At 66.7% G+C, this 20,126-nt stretch carries 15 protein-coding genes; 6 read left to right on the top strand and 9 right to left on the bottom strand.

All coding sequences use genetic code 11. From position 1 onward, the window contains the following. The first annotated feature begins 66 nt into the window (after positions 1 to 66). Positions 67 to 1,362: a hypothetical protein gene (locus OXR08_RS05420; protein ID WP_112383956.1), complete on the top strand. Its 1,296-nt coding sequence runs from the start codon at positions 67 to 69 to the stop codon at positions 1,360 to 1,362. A gap of 444 nt (positions 1,363 to 1,806) precedes the next feature. Here the strand turns inward: OXR08_RS05420 and OXR08_RS05425 are convergent, their stop codons facing one another. Beyond that, positions 1,807 to 2,274: an Lrp/AsnC family transcriptional regulator gene (locus tag OXR08_RS05425; RefSeq protein WP_112383955.1), complete on the bottom strand. Its 468-nt coding sequence runs from the start codon at positions 2,272 to 2,274 to the stop codon at positions 1,807 to 1,809. A gap of 188 nt (positions 2,275 to 2,462) precedes the next feature. Between OXR08_RS05425 and OXR08_RS05430 the strand changes: the two genes are divergently transcribed. Beyond that, positions 2,463 to 4,247 carry a hypothetical protein gene (locus OXR08_RS05430; RefSeq protein ID WP_267348367.1) on the top strand — a complete coding sequence of 595 codons (1,785 nt, stop codon included), beginning with the start codon at positions 2,463 to 2,465 and terminating at the stop codon, positions 4,245 to 4,247. A gap of 9 nt (positions 4,248 to 4,256) precedes the next feature. Next, positions 4,257 to 5,282 (top strand): polysaccharide deacetylase family protein, encoded by a 1,026-nt coding sequence (locus tag OXR08_RS05435; protein WP_267348369.1) that lies wholly within the window; start codon positions 4,257 to 4,259, stop codon positions 5,280 to 5,282. A 42-nt stretch (positions 5,283 to 5,324) separates the two neighbouring features. Here the strand turns inward: OXR08_RS05435 and OXR08_RS05440 are convergent, their stop codons facing one another. The 3 genes from OXR08_RS05440 to OXR08_RS05450 all read right to left on the bottom strand — a co-directional run bounded on the left by OXR08_RS05440 (position 5,325) and on the right by OXR08_RS05450 (position 7,426). After that, complete coding sequence (locus OXR08_RS05440) at positions 5,325 to 5,567, bottom strand: hypothetical protein (RefSeq protein ID WP_112383952.1); 243 nt, start codon at positions 5,565 to 5,567, stop codon at positions 5,325 to 5,327. Between the two features lie 114 nt (positions 5,568 to 5,681). Continuing rightward, positions 5,682 to 6,470: a formate/nitrite transporter family protein gene (locus OXR08_RS05445; protein ID WP_267348371.1), complete on the bottom strand. Its 789-nt coding sequence runs from the start codon at positions 6,468 to 6,470 to the stop codon at positions 5,682 to 5,684. Continuing rightward, positions 6,467 to 7,426 (bottom strand): AI-2E family transporter, encoded by a 960-nt coding sequence (locus OXR08_RS05450; protein WP_267348373.1) that lies wholly within the window; start codon positions 7,424 to 7,426, stop codon positions 6,467 to 6,469. The genes OXR08_RS05445 and OXR08_RS05450 overlap by 4 nt, the downstream gene beginning before the upstream one ends. Positions 7,427 to 7,862: 436 nt before the next feature. On the opposite strand from OXR08_RS05450, the gene OXR08_RS05455 reads away from it, so the two are divergent. Together OXR08_RS05455 and OXR08_RS05460 are read left to right on the top strand one after the other, a co-directional pair. Beyond that, positions 7,863 to 10,940, top strand: a complete 3,078-nt coding sequence (locus OXR08_RS05455) for a TonB-dependent receptor (RefSeq protein WP_267348375.1) — start codon at positions 7,863 to 7,865, stop codon at positions 10,938 to 10,940. 68 nt (positions 10,941 to 11,008) lie between these two features. Continuing rightward, complete coding sequence (locus OXR08_RS05460) at positions 11,009 to 12,511, top strand: tryptophan halogenase family protein (RefSeq protein ID WP_267348377.1); 1,503 nt, start codon at positions 11,009 to 11,011, stop codon at positions 12,509 to 12,511. A 4-nt stretch (positions 12,512 to 12,515) separates the two neighbouring features. Here the strand turns inward: OXR08_RS05460 and glf are convergent, their stop codons facing one another. Continuing rightward, on the bottom strand, positions 12,516 to 14,792 hold the full coding sequence (glf, locus tag OXR08_RS05465) for a UDP-galactopyranose mutase (RefSeq protein ID WP_267348379.1): 2,277 nt from the start codon (positions 14,790 to 14,792) through the stop codon (positions 12,516 to 12,518). Positions 14,793 to 14,944: 152 nt separating this feature from the next. Here glf and OXR08_RS05470 point away from each other — a divergent pair, with 152 nt between their 5' ends. Then, a complete protein-coding gene (locus OXR08_RS05470) occupies positions 14,945 to 16,342 on the top strand; it encodes a hypothetical protein (RefSeq protein ID WP_267348381.1) in 1,398 nt (465 codons plus the stop codon). A gap of 42 nt (positions 16,343 to 16,384) precedes the next feature. On the opposite strand, the gene OXR08_RS05475 is transcribed toward OXR08_RS05470, so the two are convergent. From OXR08_RS05475 to OXR08_RS05490, 4 genes are all read right to left on the bottom strand, one after another. After that, positions 16,385 to 16,927 carry a DUF4142 domain-containing protein gene (locus OXR08_RS05475; protein ID WP_267348383.1) on the bottom strand — a complete coding sequence of 181 codons (543 nt, stop codon included), beginning with the start codon at positions 16,925 to 16,927 and terminating at the stop codon, positions 16,385 to 16,387. 44 nt (positions 16,928 to 16,971) lie between these two features. Then, positions 16,972 to 17,826, bottom strand: a complete 855-nt coding sequence (locus tag OXR08_RS05480) for a manganese catalase family protein (RefSeq protein WP_267348385.1) — start codon at positions 17,824 to 17,826, stop codon at positions 16,972 to 16,974. 135 nt (positions 17,827 to 17,961) lie between these two features. Continuing rightward, a complete protein-coding gene (locus OXR08_RS05485) occupies positions 17,962 to 18,375 on the bottom strand; it encodes a MerR family DNA-binding transcriptional regulator (RefSeq protein WP_267348387.1) in 414 nt (137 codons plus the stop codon). Beyond that, positions 18,372 to 20,069 carry a long-chain fatty acid--CoA ligase gene (locus OXR08_RS05490; RefSeq protein WP_267348389.1) on the bottom strand — a complete coding sequence of 566 codons (1,698 nt, stop codon included), beginning with the start codon at positions 20,067 to 20,069 and terminating at the stop codon, positions 18,372 to 18,374. Before OXR08_RS05490 ends, OXR08_RS05485 begins: the two co-directional genes overlap by 4 nt. Between the last annotated feature and the right edge of the window lie 57 nt (positions 20,070 to 20,126).

A 20,126-nucleotide genomic window follows, 5' to 3' on the forward strand; every position in this document is an offset into this window, starting at 1 on the left:
GCGGCTGCCCCTAGAAGCGCCCTAACCCTTTTCCACGCGCAAGATGCTCAACAGGAGAGATTCCGCATGAAGATGTTCTCGAAGCTGGCACTGATGGCGGTGCTTGCCACGGGCGTCAGCACGATTGCCGTCACGGCACCGGTGGCCGCTGCCCAGAAGAACAAGAAGGAAGAAGCCGGCGGCCTGAAGCTGAGCCCGGATGCCCTGAAGGCCGCGCAGACCGCGCAGCCGCTGCTCCAGGCCAAGGACTATGCCGCGGCAGAGCCGGCGGTCGCCGCCGTCGAGGCCGCGGCCAAGACCGAGGACGACAAGTATATCGCCGCCGCGCTCCGCTACGATCTGGAATCGGGCAAACTGTACGGCGCGCAGGCCGCCAATCCCAACGCGCCGCTCGACGAAACGGTGCTGGCCAAGCCGCTCGACACGCTGATCGCCAACGCCTCGACCCCGCCGGCCGACAAGGCGCGCTATGCGTTTCGTCGCGGTGCGCTCGCCTATAACGGCAAGCAGTATCCGGTCGCCTTGCAGATGTTCCAGCAGGCCAAGCAGCTCGGCTACAACGATCCGCAAATGCCGCTCCTGATGGTCAAGGCCAAGATGGAAACCGGCGACGTGGCGGGCGCCAATGCCGACCTGGATGCCGCGATCCAGCAGATCAACGCATCGGGCCAGAAGGCGCCGGAGGATTATTACCGCTACGCCATCGCGCGTTCGAACCAGCGCAAGATGGTGCCGGAAACGCTTGGCTGGATGCGCAAGTGGATCGCTGCCTATCCGACCTCGAAGAACTGGCGTGACGCGCTGGTGATCTATGGTCTCCAGCCCGGCTCGCTCGCGACGCTGGACAAGAACCAGAAGATCGATCTGTTCCGCCTGATGCGCACTTCCAAGTCGCTTGCCGACCAGAACGACTATCTGGAATATGCCCAGAACGTGTCGGAAAAGGGCCTGCCGGCAGAGGCGGAGGCGGTGCTGCGCGAAGGCACCGCATCGGGCAAGATCCCGGCCGGCAACAGCGCGGCCAAGGCGATGCTGGCGGACTCCGCGGCCAAGGCCAAGGCGGAAGGATCGCTGGCCCCAACCGAGAAGAAGGCCCTGGCCGCGGCCGACGGCAAGCTCGCCGCGGTGACCGGTGAGGCCTATTACGGGCAGGGCAACTACGCCAAGGCGGTCGAGCTGTACCGCGCGGCGCTGCAAAAGGGCGGCGTGAACGCCGACGAGGTCAACACCCGCCTCGGCATCGCGCTGGCAGCACAGGGCAACAAGGCCGAAGCCAAGGCGGCCTTCGCCAACGTCAAGGGCGCACCCCGCGCCGACCTGGCCGGCTTCTGGACGACCTGGCTGGACTCGCAGGCCGCCTGATCGGTCGGCCGGCAACGAAGAAGGGGCGGTCCTCGCGGGCCGCCCCTTTTCGTTTCTGGAGTGTGGTGAGGCGAAGCCTCACACATCCAGGGTCGAATTCGATCAGACGTGGTCGCGCTCACCCTTCGCCGCCTTCGGCGTCTTCTTCCTCTCCCGATGCTGGAGGGATCGGCGCAGCCGCAAAAGGGTGAGGGTGACCGACGAAGATCGAATTCCACTCTGATCCGTTCGTGCTGAGCGAAGTCGAAGCACATCCCCCGCGGCTCACCCAGGCGTCGATCAATCGCGTGACAAGCGCCCTTAAGTCCGTTCGTCTCGAGTAGCTGTCGAGTAGCAGCAAAGCTGCGTATCGAGATGAACAGGTGAACATGCTCCCAGCATGTTCAGAATCGTCCGGGGGGCGATCCGACCTGTTCATCGTATCGAGAGACAGGCCCCCGCGCCTCAATCCACCGTGACCGGAATCCCCGAAACCTGCTTGGCGGTGCGGATCGTCAGCGACGTCTTCACGCTCGCCACATTGGGGGCCGGCGTCAGGTGCGTCGTCAGGATTTCCTGGAAGCTCTTCAGGTCCGACGCGACGATCTTCAGGATGAAGTCGATCTCACCGTTCAACATGTGACATTCGCGAACCTCGGGGATGCCCGCAACGTGATTCTCGAACGCGGCGAGGTCATGCTCCGCCTGGCTGCGCAGCGACACCATCGCGAAGACGGTGATCGGGAAGCCCAGTCGTGCCGCATCCAGATCGGCATGATAGCCGCGGATCGCCCCGGCTTCCTCCAGCGCGCGAACCCGGCGCAGGCAGGGCGGGGCGGTCAGTCCGACGCGTTCGGCCAGGTCGACATTGGTCATCCGCCCGTCATCTTGCAGCAAAGCCAGGATTTGCCGGTCGATGCGATCAAAGGCCATTACGCGAAACTCCACATATACTCGTCATTCCCAATCCATAGGAACGTCGATACATAAGAAAATTGCGGGCAAACGCAATTGTCCCACATTGCGACGTGCTTATTTTGAGCCTTTGCACCCGGCACCGGACGTGCGTAAGGACGGAAGTATCGGTGCTGCGCTCGGCAGTCCGGCCAAGGGGTTAGCACGTGCGGTTCGACGACAGCCTGAAGACGGTTCTTTCCGCCGAAACGGCGACCGGATTCGGCGCGCAGTCGTCATGGCGCCAGTTGGTCGACCTGATCGGCCGTGGTCGCGTTCCCGCCGACGATGCCGCGATCGAGCGCCTGCGCACGCTACGCCCGCATGTGCCCGATGCGGTGCGGGCCGCCAGCGCACGCGCCCTGGCCCTGACGACGCCCCCGATTGCGCTGGTCGCCCTCTTCGCACAGGACCTGCCCGCCATCACCGGCCCCGTGCTGCGGACCGTGACGCTGGATGACGGGGACTGGCTTGCCCTGCTGCCCCGGCTGACGCCGGCGGGCCGCTCCGTCCTGCGCCACCGCCGCGACCTGTCGCAGGCGGTGCGCCGCGGGCTGGAAAGCTTCGGGCCGACCGACTTCGTCCTGCCCTATCAGCCGGTGGAGGCGCCCGTGGCCGCTGCGGCCACGGCTCCTGCTCCGGCGGCTGTATCCGCTCCGTTCCCGGATCCCGCCACCCCCCGTTCGGACAGTTCGTTCGTGGCGCTCGGCGATGTTGCCCGCGATCTGCCGCTTATCGCCCGCGCCCGGCTGCACGCCGATACGCAGGCGCCGCTCGGTGCCGATCCGTTGCCCGAGCCGGCGGGGCCGCCGCAACGCTTCGAGATTGCCGATCTTGTTGCCCGCATCGACGCTTTCAACCGTCAGCGCGAAGCGGAGCCGCGCGTGGCGCCGGCACCGCTTCCCGAAGAACCCGAGCAGGATCGCTTCCGGTTCGAAACCGATGCGCAGGGCGTCATCCGCTGGGTCGACGGCGTCGCGCGCGCAGCACTTGTCGGTGCCAGCTTCGCGCTCGCCAGTGCGCAGGGCCATGTGCAGTTCGACGGCGTCGCCACGGGTGCGTTCCGGCGGCGTTCCGCCTTTCGCGACGCGCGGTTACAGGTCGGCGGCCGCTCCGACGCCGCCGGCTCCTGGCGCGTCTCGGGCGTCCCCTCCTTCGACCCCCTCACCGGACGCTTCCTCGGCCTCCAGGGCACCGCCCGCCGCCCCCGCCCCGACGAATGCACCGCGCCCACATCCTCGGCCACTGCCTCAGACTCCCTGCGCCAACTCGTCCACGAACTCCGCACCCCCACCAACGCCGTCGCCGGCTTCGCCGAGTTGATCGAAAGCGAATTGCTGGGTCCGGTGTCGGCCGTCTACCGCGCGCGTGCAGCCGAGATCCGGCAACTGGCCGGCGATCTGCTGGCGGCGGTCGAGGATCTGGACACGGCCGCACGGATCGAGGGACATGCGCTGGATCTGCGGCCTAGCGTCGTTCCGGTGTATCCTTTGCTGAACCGGATCATGGCTGACCTGGCGCCGTTGGCGGGGTTGCGGCATTGTGAGGTGGTGCTGGACGGGGCGGATGCCCGACTGGCGGTCGCGGCGGATGATCGGGCGGTGGAGCGGCTGGTGGCGCGGTTGATGGCGGCGCTGGTGTCCGCGTGCGTGATCGGGGAGCGGATCGGGATCGTGGCGGCGGATGCGGGCGACGGGGCGGTGGCGATCACGATCGACCGGCCGATCGCGCTGCCGGTCGACGGTGATGCGTCGCTGCTGTCGCTAGATGCGGCTCCGGAGGAGAGCGAGGGCGAGGGCGGGCCGTTGCTGGGCACCGGTTTCGCGCTGCGTCTGGCGCAGAAGCTGGCGGCGGAGATGGGGGGCGGGCTGATGATCGGGACGCACCGGTTGACGCTGCGTCTGCCGGCCGCGGCGGCGGGGCGCCCGATGGAGCAGGCGTCGTTGCTGTAGGCGGCGCAGGTGCGCGGCCCCTTTCGCATGCCGGCCGTGGAGCGGGGCGAACGGGTGCGCTGGCCAGCGGATTTCGGCCGGCGTTTTATGGTCTTCGTCGATGTCGAGGAGGAGTTCGACTGGGCGGCGCCATTCACCCGGTCAGACCATACGACGACCGCTATCCGCGCCCTTCCGGCGGCACATCGCCGATTTTACGACGCCGGCGTAGCCCTGACCATGATGGTCGATGCGCCGATGGCGGCCGATCCCGAAGCCGTCGCGATTCTGCGCGACGTGGCGGGTGACGGCCGCGCGACGATCGGCGCGCAACTGCACGGATGGGTGACGCCGCCGTTCGAGGAAGTCGTTGGTGTGCGGAACAGCTATGCCGGCAATCTGCCGCCCGCGCTGGAAGCGGCGAAGATCGATCATCTGACCCACGCGCTGACCGAGGCGTTCGGCCAGCCGCCCATTGCCTTTCGCTCCGGTCGGTATGGCCTGGGGCCATCTACCCTGGGGATGCTGGCGGCGCGGGGATACCGGATCGACAGTTCGGTACGCGCCTATCATGATTACAGTGACCACCATGGGCCGGACTTCGCCGCGATCGGCCCCGCCGCCTTTGTTCGCGGCGGCATGCTGGAACTGCCGCTGAGCACCGCATTCATCGGCTCGGTGCGCAGTCAGGGGCCGTGGATCTATCCGAAGCTCGCGCGTCTGCCGCTCTTCCGGGGGGGCATGGCGCGGAGCGGCATGATGTCGCGTGTGGCCTTGACCCCGGAGGGGATGCCGGTGGCTGCGGTTATCGCCGCGATCGACGCCCTGCTTGCCGGGGGCGAGCAATTGCTGGTCCTTTCATTTCATTCGCCGTCGCTGGTCCCCGGACACACGCCCTATGTGCGTGATGCGTGCGACCTGTCGGCGTTTTGGGAATGGTGGGAGATGATCATGGATCATCTGGCAGGAAGGCGTGTCGTGCCGGCTAGTCTGGACGACGTTCTCGCGTCGCTGGATCGACGCCCGGCGGGGGCGGATCGGACAGGAGCGGGGTAGGGCAAACCGGGCCGGAAATCACTCCGGCCCGGCGTATTGGTCTTAGTTGCTGTCCGAATCGTCGTCGCTGCGGACGATGTCGATCACCGGAATGGCAACGATGCCAGCCAGCAGAACCGCGGCGAGGATGCCGCCGCCGCCGAGCTTGTTGCTCTTGGCCGAAGGAGTGCCTGCACGTGCCTTGCCGACCGACAGCTTGGCAGCGGGGTTTGCCGGAGCAGCGGCTGCGACAACCGGCGTTGCGATCATCGACAGAGCCATGGCCGAACCGATAAGCTTCTTCATACTGGAACTCCCTTTTTTGCGCAGTGCGCGCCCGCCCGGTAAACTGACGAGCGCGCGCAGTGTTCCTGCAAATCATCAAAAAAACAACGCAGGATGCGGAATTGGCGTCAAATCCTATTCTTCATGATCTTCACCCGACAAGGATTGTCCGTGACCGACGCCAAGTGCGAGTGATACCAGACTGCCGCCGACGATATTGCCGATCGTGCTGACAACGAGGTTTGATGTGATCGCCACAGCACCTCCGCTCGTGCCGGCCATCAGGCCGATGGGGATCAGCGACATGTTGGCAACCGAATGCTCGAACCCGGCGGCCACGAAGATCGTCACGGGCCCGATGATCGCCAGTATCTTTGCCGGAATGCTGCCAGCGGACATCGCCATCCAGACCGCCAGGCAGACGAGGATATTGGCCAGAACGCCCGACGCGAAGATCGTAGCTGGCGCCTTATCGAGCTTGTCCTGAGCCACCCGGGCCGCCGCCTCGCCGACATGGCCCTCCAATCCCTCCAGCCCGCCTGCTGCGGTGAACAGCGCCGCCAGCGCGACACTGCCGACCAGATTGCCTGCCCACGCGACGATCCAGGCGGCGAACAATCGCCGGCCGGTCAGCCGGTGCATGGCGGCGGGCAGGGTGAACATGGTGTTGCCGGTGAACAACTCCGCACCGGTCAGCATCACCAGGATCAAACCGACAGAAAAGGCGGCGCCGGACAGAAGCTGGCCTGGGCCGGTCATCGGATACGCATTGGCCTGCACGATCAGAAAGGCGATCGAACCGAAGCCGATGAACATTCCCGCCAGCATCGCCAGCACCATCATCCGAGCCCAGGGTAGTTCTGCCTTGTCGGCAAGGGCATCGGGCGCGGCTTGCGCGATCTTCGCGCCGGTCGGATCGTTCATGCGCTCGCCTTTCGCGTATCCACCCATAGATGCTTGACCATCACCCAGGCCGCGACCGTCAATGGACCGCCGAGCAGGATGCCGACCACGCCGAACAGGCCGCCGGCGATGAACAAGGCAAAGAGCGTTACCGCCGGCGGGATCGACACCGCGTATCGCATGACCAGCGGCGCCATCGCGTTGCCCTCGATCTGTTGCCAGACGACGAAGAAGCCGACCGTCCAGGCAAAGCTCTCGACCCCGAGGGTCAGGGCAAGCAGACAGGCCGGAATGGCGCCCAGAAAGGGACCGACCAGCGGGATGAATTCCAGCAGCCCGGCGACGATCGCCAGTGCCAGGGCGGACGGCACCCCGATAACGCTGAGGCCGATCAGGACGGCCGTGAAGGTCGCTGCCATCGACACCAGTTGACCCAGCAGCCAGTTGCGCAGCGCCCTAGCGGTGGCGTCGGATGCCTCACCCACCGGGCTTTGCGCACTGTGGGGAAGCATCGCCAGCATGCCGCGCCGGTAACTGTCCGGGTCGGCCGCCAGATAGATGCCGCCAAGGATGGCGAGGATCAGGCCGGAAACCGCGCTCGATGCCACGGCTAACGCGGATTGCACCATCGAGGCGAGGGTGGACCCGTCGGGCATGGCGGTGTTCATCACCGACTTGACCCGGTCCTCGCCAATCCATTGCGCGAACCGCTGCCACGCGGCCGGCAGGCTGTCACCCAGCTTTCCGAGCTGGCTGCCGATCTCCCGACCGAACAGCATGGTGCCCCCGGCAAGCACCGCGACGATCACCAGCCCTGCCAGGATCAGGGCGATACTGCGCGGCAAACGGACGATGCGGCAGATGCCGGCTGCCGCGGCGTGAAGGATGACCGCGACCAGAATGGCCGCGAAGACCAGCAGCACGATGTCGTGGAGCCACCACAGGAGCAACGCCAACGCCGCAAGGGCGATCGCCACAACGGTCCGTAACGCAAAATCGGCAACCATCTGCTTGCGATCGGATGGTGGGGACGGCCGGTCGGGAATGTTCATCAACCCTTCTCACCTTCCTGTCGCGTGACGTGCATACGTCTGCCGGCGTCGCGCAGGCCCCCTGCATGGGCCGGGATGGCGTTGATTGCAGTGTCTGGAGTTCATACAACCGAATGGTGACTGGAAAGGTCCGCAACGGTTCCCCTGCGCGCTCCCCTGCGCCTGGTTGCTCGCAGGGTTGAGGCGGTTCGGGCGGCATGCTGACGCCAGGAATGCCTCCCGCCCTGCGTGGACGTGAAAACAACGTGGCCGTCATCCTTTAGGGGGATCGCCGCCGCTTGACAGTTCTGACCGCCACTAATTAAAGCAATTCGCGATAAGAATGGTCGAACCGATCACGTTCCAAAGGGAGGATGACTTGATGTCCAGTAAGTTGGCACCGCTTCGCTTCGTCATGCTGGCTGCGGCCTCGCCGATCGCGATGACGGCATTGCTGGGATCGGCATCCGCACAGACCGCTGGTGGTGCGATCGAGGCGACGACCACGTCGCAGGACCCGGTCGCCGCGCCGACCCAGTCCGACGACAGTGCACCGGACATCGTCGTCACCGGCATTCGTGCGTCGCAGGCACGCTCGATCGAGGTGAAGCGCAACGCCGACAGCGTGGTCGAGGCGATCAGCGCGCAGGACATCGGCAAGCTGCCCGACGTCACCATCTCGGACTCGTTGCAGCGCATCCCCGGCGTGCAGATCCGCCGCGAGGCGGGTGAAGGCGGCGCGATCAACATCCGCGGCCTGCCGCAGGTGACGACCCTGTTCAACGGCGAAGAATTCCTCGGCGCCAACTCGGTCACCACGGTTCAGCCGAACTTCAACGACATTCCCTCGCAACTCTTCTCGGGCGCGACCGTGTTCAAGACGCCGACGGCGTCGCTGCAACAGGCGGGGTTGTCGGGCACGGTCGACCTGCTGACCAGGCGGCCGTTCGACATGAAGCCGGGGCTGACGGTCGCGGCAGCGGCCGAGGCGCAGTATGGCGACCGGACGGAGAAGTTCAATCCGTCGGTCAATGGCCTGATCTCGTACAATTCGGGTCGCTTCGGCCTGCTCGCCTCGGCCGCCTATAGCGACCTGACGCTGGCGAACTCGTTCCGCGGCATCCAGGATTTCGGCGTGATGCTGCGCAACGAAGGCGGCAGCGCCACCAATCCGGGCGACTTCGCGGTCGGCCGCAACGGTGTCAGCCGTGGTACGCCGGTGCGCAACGCGGCGGGCGCGATCACCGGTTTCGACGTGAACGGCGACGGCGATGCCAACGACTCCTTCATCACGCCGCAGAACCACAATGCGTGGAACCGGATCACCAGCCGCAAGCGCTTCGGCGCCAACGCGTCGCTGCAGTTCGAGGTCAACGACGCGCTGCGCCTGACCGCCGACGGCTTCTACACCAAGCAGACGCAGTATGACCGGCTGTCCGGCCTGGCGTTCAACGCGATCGACTGGATGTCGTCGCCCTATCTGCCGACGCGGTCGCGCGACACCGGCGCGGTCGATCGCAACGGCTACAACATCAACACCGTGCAGACCTATCTGTACGACCTCGCCAATGTCGAAGCCTATTCGGAGAACCGCAAGACGGTGGGCGAGTCGCAGAACTACAATCTGCAACTCGACTGGAAGCCAAGCGACTCCTTCTCCGCCACCGTTCGCGGCATCTATGGCAAGGCGACGCAGCGCGTCGACAATGGCTATGCCACCTTCGTCCTCGGCAACGGGTCGCAATGGGGCTATAACGGTATCGGCAACTATCCGACCGGCGACGTCGCGTTCAATCCCGGCGGCTATCAGGCCTACAGCCAGCAGGCGACGATCGACTATAGCAGCGGCCAGCCGGTCTTCACCTATCCGGCCTCGTTCCTGTCGCAGGTCGAGGACCCGTCGCGCTACGGTTTCAAGACCATGTCGTCGGAGAACAACTTCCGGCGCCAGGGCGACATCTGGGCACTGCGCGCCGATGCGCAGTGGAGCCCGACCGACCAGATCAAGGTGAAGTTCGGCGGCCGCTACAGCGAGCGCAGCGTGTCGCAGTATAATTTCGAGCGCGTCGCGCCGCTTTATGCCGGCAACACCGACAATCCCGCGAACCCGGCGGGCGGGTGCCTGGTCAAGTGGCTGGCGATCGACGTGAACCTGGCCGATGGCGCATGCCGCGTCGCCGATTCCGCCGGCCTGCCCTACACCGCGGGCTTCGCCGCGCAGGCCAACGACCCGCGTTTCGCCGAAATCCTGAAGCGCGTCAGCCTGCCCGCGTCCGGCGCGCCGCAGGTCTATACGATCGATCCCAAGGCGCTGGACAATCCGGCGGCGTTCATCGGCAACTTCTATCCGGGTCTGCGCGAGAATGTGAACCCGGCCAACTCGTTCGACATCGATCTGCGCCAGGCCTCCGGCTATGCCGAGGTGAGCGGCGAGGGCGAGTTGCTGGGCCTGCCCTACCGCGCCAATGGGGGCCTGCGCATCGTCAACACGCGCTTCACCGTGCGCCAGAACATCGTCGGCCTGCCGCAGCCCTACGGCGTGTCGGGGCAGGATGCCGGCGACATCCTGACGCGGCGTGAGTTCACCGACTTCCTGCCAGCTTTCAACATCGCGTTCGACCTGACCGAGAAGCTGCGCCTGCGCGGTTCCTATGCCAAGACGATGACGCTGCTGAACTTCGACCAGTGGGGCGGCGCGCTGAACGTCAACTATGCGATCAACACCTCGATCACGCCGTCTCGGTTCGAGGCGCAGTCGGCCTCGCTCGGCGGCAATCCGCAGCTCAATCCGTGGCGTGCGGACAATGTCGAGGCGAGCCTGGAATATTATACCGGCCGCTCCAGCCTGGTCGCGATCGGCGCGTTCCACATCGCGGTGGACAGCTTCATCGCCAACGCCACCGTGTTCCGCAACGACATTCCCGACAATGACGGCGTGATCCGCCGCGAGGTGCCGGTCAGCACGTCGGTGCAGGGCGATGGCGGTACGCTGAAGGGCATCGAGGTCTCGGCACGGCAGTCGCTGGCCGATTACGGCGTGAACGGCCTGTTCGGCGGCTTCGGCGTGGATGCCAACTATACCCTGTCGCTGGGCGAGACGGGCCGGGTCGATCTGGCGGGCAACAAGCAGCCCTTCCAGGACAATTCCAAGCATCAGGTGAACGCCGCGCTCTGGTACGAGCAATATGGCTTCCAGGCGCGCGTCGCCTATAACTATCGCTCGAAGCGTCTCGTTTCTTCCGATTACGGCGGCATCTCGGGGCTGGCCCAGTATCAGCAGCCGACCAACTATCTCGATGCCTCGGTCAGCTACGACATCCTGCCGTATCTGACGATCTATGGCCAGGCGTCGAACCTGACCGGCGAGACGGAGCGCTATTACCTGACGTGGAAGGATCAGGTGTTCAACGAGAACATCTACGAGCGTCGCTTCATTGCGGGCGTGCGCGCACGCTTCTGAAACGCCCCTTGGCCGGCTGCGCCGTTCGTCTATGACGGGCAGCACAGCCGGCGTCAGGAGCCCAGTGCATGAGCGATCCGTTACGCTCCATCGTCATCGTCGGCGGGGGCACCGCAGGATGGATGGCCGCCACCTATCTGGCGCGGCGCCTGTCGCATCTGCGCCCCGACATCACGGTGATCGAAAGCCCGGCGATCGGCACGGTCGGCGTCGGCGAGGCGACGGTGCCGGCGATCCGCGATTTCCTGGCCGCGGTCGAACTCGGCGAGCCGGAGGTGCTGCGCGAAACCGAGGGCACGATCAAATACGGCATCCGCTTCGTCGACTGGCAGACGAAGGGGCATGCCTTCTTTCATCCCTTCGGCCTGTACGGGGTGCCGGCCGGGGGCGTGCCTTTCCATCATCACTGGTTGCGTGCACGGGCAGCGGGCGACGCGACGCCGCTCGACGCCTATTGCGTAGCGACGCAGCTCGCCGAATACGGCCTGTTCCTCGCGCCGCCCGACCGGCCCGAGAACGACCTGGGCCATTTCAACTTTGCGCTGCACTTCGACGCGGTGCGCTTTGCCCATCTGCTCAGCCGCCTGGCCATCGCCAATGGCGTGCGCCATGTCCCCGCCCGCATCGATGCGGTGATGCGCGATCCGGAAAGCGGTGACGTAAGCGGCGTACGGCTGGAGTCCGGAGCCGTGGTCCACGGCGATCTGTGGATCGACTGTTCGGGATTTCGCAGCCTGTTGCTGGGCGAGGCGATGGGGGTTCCGTATCGCGACTGGCGGGAATGGTTGCCCTGTGATCGCGCGGTGGCGATGCCATGCGCGCCGGCGGGTGCGACGATGCATCCGCGCACGACCGCGACGGCACTGCCCGCGGGGTGGCAGTGGCATATTCCGTTGCAGCACCGGATCGGCAACGGGTATGTCTATTGTTCGGACCATGTGTCGGACGACGAGGCGGAGCAGACGCTGCGCGACCGGCTGGAGGGCGCGCCGCTCGGCAATGCCAATCGGCTGCGCTTCACCCCCGGCCACCGCGCCGAGGTGTGGCACCGCAATGTCGTCGGCGTCGGTCTGGCGTCGGGGTTCCTCGAACCGCTGGAATCGACCAGCATCTCGCTCGTCCAGTCCGGCCTGCAACGCCTCGTCCAGCTCTGGCCGCAGCGGGATATCGATCCCCGTCTGGCGGCCGTCTACAACCGGCAGTCGGTGCTGGAGTTCGAGCGGATCCGCGATTTCCTGTTGATCCACTACATGTTCAACCGCCGTATCGGCGAACCCTTCTGGGACCGGATGCGCGCGATCGAGCCGCCCGACCACCTGCGGATGAAGCTGGACGGCTGGCGCGCCTGCGGCGAGTTCGTGCGTTACGAATGGGAAAGCTTCCAGGATCCGAGCTGGCTCAGCCTCTATGCCGGGCTGAACCAGTTGCCGGCGCACCATAGCATGCTGGCCGACGCCTATCCGATGCCGGCCCTGTCGGGGCACCTGGCCAGCATCCGCGCGTCGATCGCGCGGGTGCTGGCGCATGGGGAGCGGCATGACCGGTTTCTGGCGCGCGTGGCGGCTGGGTAAGGCGTCAGGCGGGGGCGGCGGAGGCGGGGGCGATGTCGGCGTTCCCGGCCTTCAGGCGGCGGTAGGTGGCGAGCGCCTGTCCGACCACCTGGTCCATGTTGTAGTAACGGTAGGTGGCGAGGCGGCCGACGAAGATCACGTCGGGCTCGGCCAGGGCAAGCGCCTCGTACCGCTTGTAGAGCTGATGGTTTTCGGGCCGCGGGATCGGATAATAGGGGTCGCCCTCGGCCGCCGGATATTCGATCGTGATGCTGGTGACCGGTGAACGCTGCCCGGTCAGGTGCTTGTATTCGGTGATGCGCGTGTGCGGCACCGCCTCTTCCGGATAGTTGACGACGGCGACCTCCTGATGCCGCTCGACGGGCAGCGTCCGGTGTTCGAAGCGAAGCGAGCGATACGGCAGCCGGCCGTGGCAATAGCCGAAATATTCGTCGATCGGCCCGGTATAGACCAGCCGGTCATAGGACACCGCCGCCGCCGCCTCGGCGAAGTCGGTGCCCGTCAGCACGGTGATGTTGGGATGATCCAGCATCGCGGCGAACATTGCGGTGAAGCCGGCGGCGGGCATCGCCTGATGCCGGTCGGTGAAATAGCGATCGTCGGTGGAGGTGCGGGTCGGCACGCGCGCGGTGACTGATTTGTCGAGCGCGCTCGGGTCCAGCCCCCATTGCTTGCGGGTATAACCGCGAAAGAAGGTGCGGTAGAGTTCATGCCCAACCGCCGAGACGACCACGTCTTCCGACGTGCGCACCTGCGCCACCGGCTCGGCGCGGGCGGCAAGAAAGGCGGCGGCGTCCGCGTCGGTTTCCAGCCCGGCATCGTAGAGCGCGTTCAGCGTCGTGCGGTTGATCGGCACGGGGACGCGCCGGCCGTCGACATCGGCCAGCACCCGGTGCTCATAGGTGCGCCACCGGGTGAAGTTCGACAGATAGGCGAACACCTCATCCGAATTGGTGTGAAAGATGTGCGGGCCATATTGGTGGATCAGGATGCCGGCGGCATCCGCCACGTCATAGGCGTTGCCGGCGATGTGCGGGCGCCGATCGACGACCAGCACGCGCTTGCCGCCGTCCGCCGCCAGCCGCTCGGCCATCACCGCGCCGGCAAAACCCGCGCCGACCACCAGATAATCATAATGCGGGCGCTGCCCCTGCGCAGCCAGATGCGCGCTGGCGGCGGTCGCCTCATCGATCGCTGCCATCATCTCGGCCGCTGTCGCGTCCCATGAGGTGGCGGCGAGGACGGTATCGGCGGCATCGCGCCAGTCGCGGGTGTTGCCGCGAACCAGTGCCAGCGCCTCTTCGCACGCCTGGATGAAGCGCGCACCCCGGCCGGCGATCTTGACCGCATCGAGCGTGCCGTAATGCCGCGCGACATCGACGATGGGGGTGGACACGACCGGGCGGCCGGCGGCGAGATATTCGGGCGTTTTCGTCGGGCTGATGAAGCGGGTCGCCTCGTTCAGCGCGAACGGCATCAGCGCCACGTCCCAGCGGGCGATGGTAGCGGGCAGCTCGTCATAGCTGCGCTGGCCCGGATAGACGATGTTGGCCCGCTGCGGCAGGTCGGCGGGGTCGATCTTTACGACGGGGCCGACCATCTCGATCGTCCAATCGGGATGGGCATCGGCCAGCTCGGCGAGAAGGTCGAGGTCCATGCGTTCGTCCAGCACGCCGTAGAAGCCGAAGCGTGCGGCCGGCGCCCGGCCCGGTTCGACATCGCGCGCGGTGGCGAAATGGGCGACATCGACGCTGGAGGGGAAGGGGCGCACGTCCGGGTGACGCTCCCGCTTGGCCTCGTACAGGCTGTAGCCGCCGGTGAAGACCAGATCGGCCGCGGCGAGCAGCTCGGTTTCCAGCGCCAGCAGTTCGGGCGGCGCGAAGCGGAACGCGGATAGCTCGTCCATGCAGTCATAGACGGTGCATGCCGAGCCGACATGGCGCGAAAAGCCGAGCATCATCGGCGTGTAGTACCAGCGGATCGCCACGGTACCTTCCAGCGCCAGAAAGTCGTCGAGCAGGCGGCGCAGTGCGGTGTTGGCATCCTCGCCGGACAGGCCGTGGGGCAAATGCGGCGTGACGACATGGAGCGGCCCGGCGGCACGCAGGGCGAGGCGCGGCGCGTCGTCGCCGCCGACGATCGGCTCTTCCCACACCACCACCCGGTGGGTGGCGGCAAACCGCGTCATCAGATGTTGAGGACGCTGGAACACGAAATCCCAGCGCAAGTGGCAGAAGCACAGCAGCAGCGGCGCGACGCCGCCGGCAGGAAGGCCACCCATGGGCATGTCGTCAGCGACAGGCGGAACGCGCAAATCTGTATCTCCCGGGCCCCCGCCCGTACCGGGCGTAGCGCGTCCCGCGGCGGCAGACGCTAACCGATATCAACAACTTGGCCGTTGGCCCCTCGGTCCGGCGCTGGCACAGCACGGCTATGTCGAAAAACAGCCTGTCGTGGATCGCCGTTGCCCCGGACGCGCCCTATTTCATCGACGGCGACGGCGCCGACTGGACCCCGATCGGGCAGAACGACGCGATCAGCTGGCCCGAACTCGCAGGGCTGTTCCGGCGCCGCGACCTGCCCACGGTGGAGGCGCATCTGCGCTGGCTGGTCGATCACGGCGTCACCTGCCTGCGGCTGATGATCGAATATGCGCAGGTGCGGCATCGTTATTTCGAACGGCCGGCCGGCACCGCGGTGCCCGCGATGGTGCGGCTGTGGGACGACCTGTTCGCGATGTGCGAGCGGGTGGGGATGCGCATCCTGCTGACCCCGGTGGACACGTTCTGGATGTGGCTGCACTGGCGGCACCACCCGTGGAACGCGGCGCATGGCGGGCCGCTGGATCACCCGTCGCGCCTGTTGCTGTGCCCCGAGACCCGCGCCGCGATCAAGGCACGGCTGTCGTTCATCATCGAGCGCTGGGGCGGATCGGGCGTGCTGTTCGCCTGGGACCTGTGGAACGAGATCCATCCCGCACAGGCGCAGGGCAGGGCGGACGGCTTCGGGGCATTCATCGCCGACCTGTCGCAGCATGTCCGCCGCCTGGAGCAGCGGCTTTATGGCCGGTCGCATCCGCAAACCGTATCGCTGTTCGGGCCGGAATGGTGGACCCGGCCCGACCTGCCGATCGCCGAGCCGATCTTTCGCCACCCCGATCTCGATTTCGCGTCGATCCACATCTATCGCCACGGCGCGATCGACGATCCGCGCGACACCGTCGCGCCGGCGCTGGCGATGGGCGAGGTGGTGCAGCAATGCCTGGCGGAGATCACCGACGGCCGCCCCTTCCTGGACACCGAACACGGCCCCATCCACCGCTTCAAGGACAAGCACCAGACGCTGCCCGAAGCGTTCGACGACGAGTATTTCCGGCATATGAGCTGGGCGCATCTGGCGGCTGGCGGGGTAGGCGGCGGGATGCGCTGGCCCAACCGGCACCCCCATATACTGACGCCGGGGATGCGCCGGGCACAGCGGGCAATGGCGGCGTTCCTGCCGCTGATCGACTGGCGACACATGCGGCGGGCGCCGGTGGCGATTTCGGCGCGGGGGCATCACGGCTTTGCGTGCGGCGATGATGCGCAGGCGGTCGCCTGGATCGTGCGGCGGCGGGCCTTGTTGCCGGACGGGCGGGTCGACCGGGCGCCGGGAAAGCCAGCCAGGGTGGAACTCGCAATGCCGGACGGACGCTACCGGGTGACGGATTGGGATACCGAGGCGGGGCGGGTGATCGCCAGCGCCGAGCATGTCGCGTCCGGTGGGCTGCTCCGTATCACCGCGGAGGCGGTGTGCGGGGACCGGGCCTTTGCGGTGCGCAGGATCGGTTGAGGGCGGGGACGGCCGCCGGGAGTGGCGGCCGGCCCCGGTCCGTCACATGCCGCCGCCGGCGCCCTGCTGCATCCGCTCGGCCTCGGCGAGATGCTGGCGGACGATCGGCACCGCCTTTTTGGCGGTTGCGCGCAGCGGCGCCTGATCGCCGCCCGAACCGTAGCTCTGGTGCAGGTCCAGCGCGGCGCGGTGGGCGGGCACCTGCTGTGCCAGATACAGCCGGTCGACGTCGCCGGCCGATGCCAGTTGCAGTTCGTTGATCGAGGCGGTCGCCCCCGGGTCGAGCGCGGGGGGCGGCGGGGTCAGGCCGGCCTTGGTAGCCGCAGCCAGCGTCGCCGCGGTGGTCTTCTGATGATGCTTGATCATCATGTCGGCGTAACGCCGGATCGCGGGATTTTGCGACTTTTCCAGCACGACCTGGCTGGAGTTGATCTCGTACAGGTCGCTGCGCCCGGCCGCGGTCACATAGGGTTCGGCCTGCGTCTTGGCCTCGGCCGGGGGCGGCGGGGGCGGCGTCTGCGCGGCAGCGGTTATGGAGGTGCCGGCGAGCAGCAGCGCAATCGAGATGGGCATGTATCTGGTCATGTTCGAAACCTTCGAAGCGTGAGGGGGTGGGGCGGGCGTGCGCCTCACCCGATCTGCTGGCTTTGCGCCGCGCTGTCGGGGCGGGCGGGGCCGAGAATGGGCTCCTCGCCCAGCGGCTTGTTCTGGAAGACGGTGAAGTCGCCGCGGCCATCGATGGTCGGGCCACTGGTCCAGCGTCCCTCCGGCACCGATCCGTCGGCGGCGGTGGCGTAGAAGTTGTAGTTGTTCGCCTGATCCTCCATACCTTGCGGGAAGGAGTTGGGGACCGGCAGGTTGGCCGAGGGTCCGCCCAGTTCCTCCAGCACCGCCAGCCACTGCTGCTGGTGCATGGTATCACGCGCGATCATGTAGTGGAGCATCTTCTTCATGCCCTCGTCATGCGCGGCGTTGAACAGGCGCACCGCCAGCACGCGCCCGGTGCTTTCCGCCGCCACGTTGCAATACATGTCCGCGGCGATGTTGCCGCTGGCATAGATGTGGCTCATGTTGAAGGGCACGCCGTCGGAGTCCACCGGCATCGCGGCAAGACCGGTCGACAGCAGGTTCTTGTGGATCATGCCCTCGATCGCGTGGCGGCCGTTGCCGCCGCCCATCACCGCGCCCACGATGCCGTCGGCGGCACCCTCTTCCTGCAGCGAGGCAGGCGCCTTGTCGAGGTTGAGCGCGACCGCGGTCGCCAGCATCTCGATATGGCCGATCTCTTCGGTCGCGGTGTGGAGCAGCATGTCGCGGTATTTCGGAGTCGGCGCCCGGTTGCCCCAGGCCTGGAAGAAATACTGCATGCACACGCGGATCTCGCCCTCCACGCCGCCGATCGCCTGTTGCAGCATGCGTGCAAAGGCGGGATCGGGCTTGTCGACGGTGACCGGATACTGAAGCCGCTTGTCGTGATAATACATGGGTGGTCCTCCCAGCGTGAATGGCGCCGGCTGAACGTCACAGGACCACCAAGGTTTGTTGCGTCACCGCAACGGTCGCCACGGCGTGGCGGGAACGCGGTAGGGCGTTATAAGCTATTGATGTAGATAAAGAAGTTACGGAACCGCCGGTGTCTCGGTCAGGGCGGCGGTGACCCGCTCCATCGCCTCGCGCTCGATCGTCTCCAGCTCCGCCAGCGTCTGGACGATCGCGATCTTCTGCTGGTTCAGCTCCTCGATTCGCTCGCGGCAGCGTTCGGCGAGCGCGCGCATCTGTTCGACATGCTGGGGATCGGCATCGTACAGGTCGAGGAACTCCTCGATCTCGCGCAGCGAGAAGCCCAGCCGCTTGCCGCGCAGGATCAGCTGCATCCGCCCGGTTTCGCGCCTGGTATAGACGCGCGCGGTGCCCACCCGGCGCGGCTCGATCAGGCCGCGATCCTCGTAGAAGCGCAGCGTGCGGGCGGTGACCCCCAGGCTGGCGGCCACCTCCTGTATTCCGCGCAATTCCTGCGGGTCGTCTGCCGTCACCGTCTCTGCTCCGTCACCGCCGGCGCCGTCGCTGCCAGCCGGGCCATTTCCTCCTCGACCAGTTCCTTCTTGGAAAGCTTGCCGATCAGCGTCTTGGGCAATGTCTCGCGGATTTCCACTTCGCGGGGAAGCTCGATCTTGCTGATCTTGTCGACCAGGAACGCGCGCAATTCGGCCGGGGTGGCCGGCTGGGCCGGGCGCAGCGTGACGAACGCCTTGGGCGCCTGGCCGCGATACTCGTCGGGCACACCGATCACCACCGCCTCGGCGACCGCGGGATGCTCGTACAGCGCTTCCTCGATCATTCGCGGATAGACATTGTAGCCGCCGCAGATGATGACGTCCTTGATCCGGTCGACGATGAACAGATAGCCGTCCTCGTCCAGATAGCCGACATCGCCGGTGCGCAGCGCGCCGTCCACGAACACCGCCGCGCTGTCCTCGGGCTTGTGCCAGTAACCCTGCATGATCTGTGGCCCGCGCGCGCAGATCTCGCCGACCTCGCCGGGGGGCAGCACGCGGTCGGTGCCGCTCCGGTCGCGGATCTCGATCACCGTGCCGGGGAAGGGGGGGCCGGCGGAGCCCGCCTTGTTCAGCCCGCCGATCGGATTGCAGGTGATGATCGGCGATGCCTCGGACAGCCCATACCCCTCGACCAGCGTGGCGCCGGTCGTCCGCTCGAAGGCGACGCGCACCTCCGCAGGCAGCGGCGCACCGCCCGAGATGCAGGCGTTGATCTGCGACAGGTCGACGGTGCGGCTTTCCGCCACCTTGGCGATGGCGTTGTAGATGGTCGGCACCGCGGGAAAGGAGGTGGGGCGCGTCCGCGCGATGGTCTTGAGCAGCTGTTCGAGATCGAAGCGCGGCAGCAGGATCATCTCCGCGCCCACCCGCACCGAATAGCTGAGCACCGTTGTCAGCGCAAAGACGTGGAACATCGGCAACACGCCCAGTACGCGCTGCTGCTCGGGACCCTGGTCGCCGACATGCATCACCATCGCATCGGCGTTCGACACCAGATTGGCGTGGCTGAGCATCGCCGCCTTGGGCAGGCCGGTGGTGCCGCCGGTATATTGCAGCACCGCCACGTCATCGGGCGCGACCGAAACCGGGGCCGGCGTCGCGCCACCGCGCATCAGCGCGCGCAAGGTGACGTGCAGGGGCCCCGCCGGCACGGCCGCGATGTCGGCGCGCTTGACCAGGCGATAGGCGATGCGCTTCACCGCGGGCAGGCCGTCGGCGATCGGACAGGTGATGACGCGGCGCAGGCCGAGTTGCGCGGCGACCTTCGTCACGCGGGCATGGATGTCCGGCAGGTCGCAGGTCGCGATGATCTCCGCGCCCGAATCCTGCAGCAGATGGCATATCTCGCGTTCGACATAGAGCGGGTTGACGTTCACAACCACGCCGCCCGCCTTCAGCACCGCAAAGAACAGGATGGGGTAGGCCGGCATGTTGGGCAGGCACAAAGCGACGCGGGTGCCGGTCGTGACGCCCAGCGCCTGCAACCCGGCGGCGGCGCGCGCCACCTGTTCGCCCAGTTCGCCATAGCGGGTGATGCCGCCCATGAAGTCGATCGCAGGCCGGCCGCCATGTGCGGCCACCGTGGCATCGAACATGTCGGTCAGCAACCGCGGCTCGAAGACCAGCGCAGCCCCTTTTGCGGCCGGTTCGCGCGTGTCGTTCACTTCCATCTGGCGCCTCTCCTTTTCGTTTTTCCGGCGGCCCCGGTTGTAGCCGGTTGCACCATC

It is taken from the genome of Sphingomonas sp. GM_Shp_2 (assembly GCF_026540875.1).
GTDB lineage: Bacteria > Pseudomonadota > Alphaproteobacteria > Sphingomonadales > Sphingomonadaceae > Sphingomonas > Sphingomonas carotinifaciens.

Bases quoted from the DNA above. Each gene is read 5' to 3' on its own strand.
- OXR08_RS05420 (WP_112383956.1), top strand. From the start codon at position 67: ATGAAGATGTTCTCGAAGCTGGCACTGATGGCGGTGCTTGCCACGGGC.
- OXR08_RS05425 (WP_112383955.1), bottom strand. From the start codon at position 2,274: ATGGCCTTTGATCGCATCGACCGGCAAATCCTGGCTTTGCTGCAAGAT.
- OXR08_RS05440 (WP_112383952.1), bottom strand. From the start codon at position 5,567: ATGAAGAAGCTTATCGGTTCGGCCATGGCTCTGTCGATGATCGCAACG.
- OXR08_RS05445 (WP_267348371.1), bottom strand. From the start codon at position 6,470: ATGAACGATCCGACCGGCGCGAAGATCGCGCAAGCCGCGCCCGATGCC.
- OXR08_RS05455 (WP_267348375.1), top strand. From the start codon at position 7,863: ATGTCCAGTAAGTTGGCACCGCTTCGCTTCGTCATGCTGGCTGCGGCC.
- OXR08_RS05460 (WP_267348377.1), top strand. From the start codon at position 11,009: ATGAGCGATCCGTTACGCTCCATCGTCATCGTCGGCGGGGGCACCGCA.
- glf (WP_267348379.1), bottom strand. From the start codon at position 14,792: ATGGGTGGCCTTCCTGCCGGCGGCGTCGCGCCGCTGCTGCTGTGCTTC.
- OXR08_RS05470 (WP_267348381.1), top strand. From the start codon at position 14,945: ATGTCGAAAAACAGCCTGTCGTGGATCGCCGTTGCCCCGGACGCGCCC.
- OXR08_RS05475 (WP_267348383.1), bottom strand. From the start codon at position 16,927: ATGACCAGATACATGCCCATCTCGATTGCGCTGCTGCTCGCCGGCACC.
- OXR08_RS05480 (WP_267348385.1), bottom strand. From the start codon at position 17,826: ATGTATTATCACGACAAGCGGCTTCAGTATCCGGTCACCGTCGACAAG.
- OXR08_RS05490 (WP_267348389.1), bottom strand. From the start codon at position 20,069: ATGGAAGTGAACGACACGCGCGAACCGGCCGCAAAAGGGGCTGCGCTG.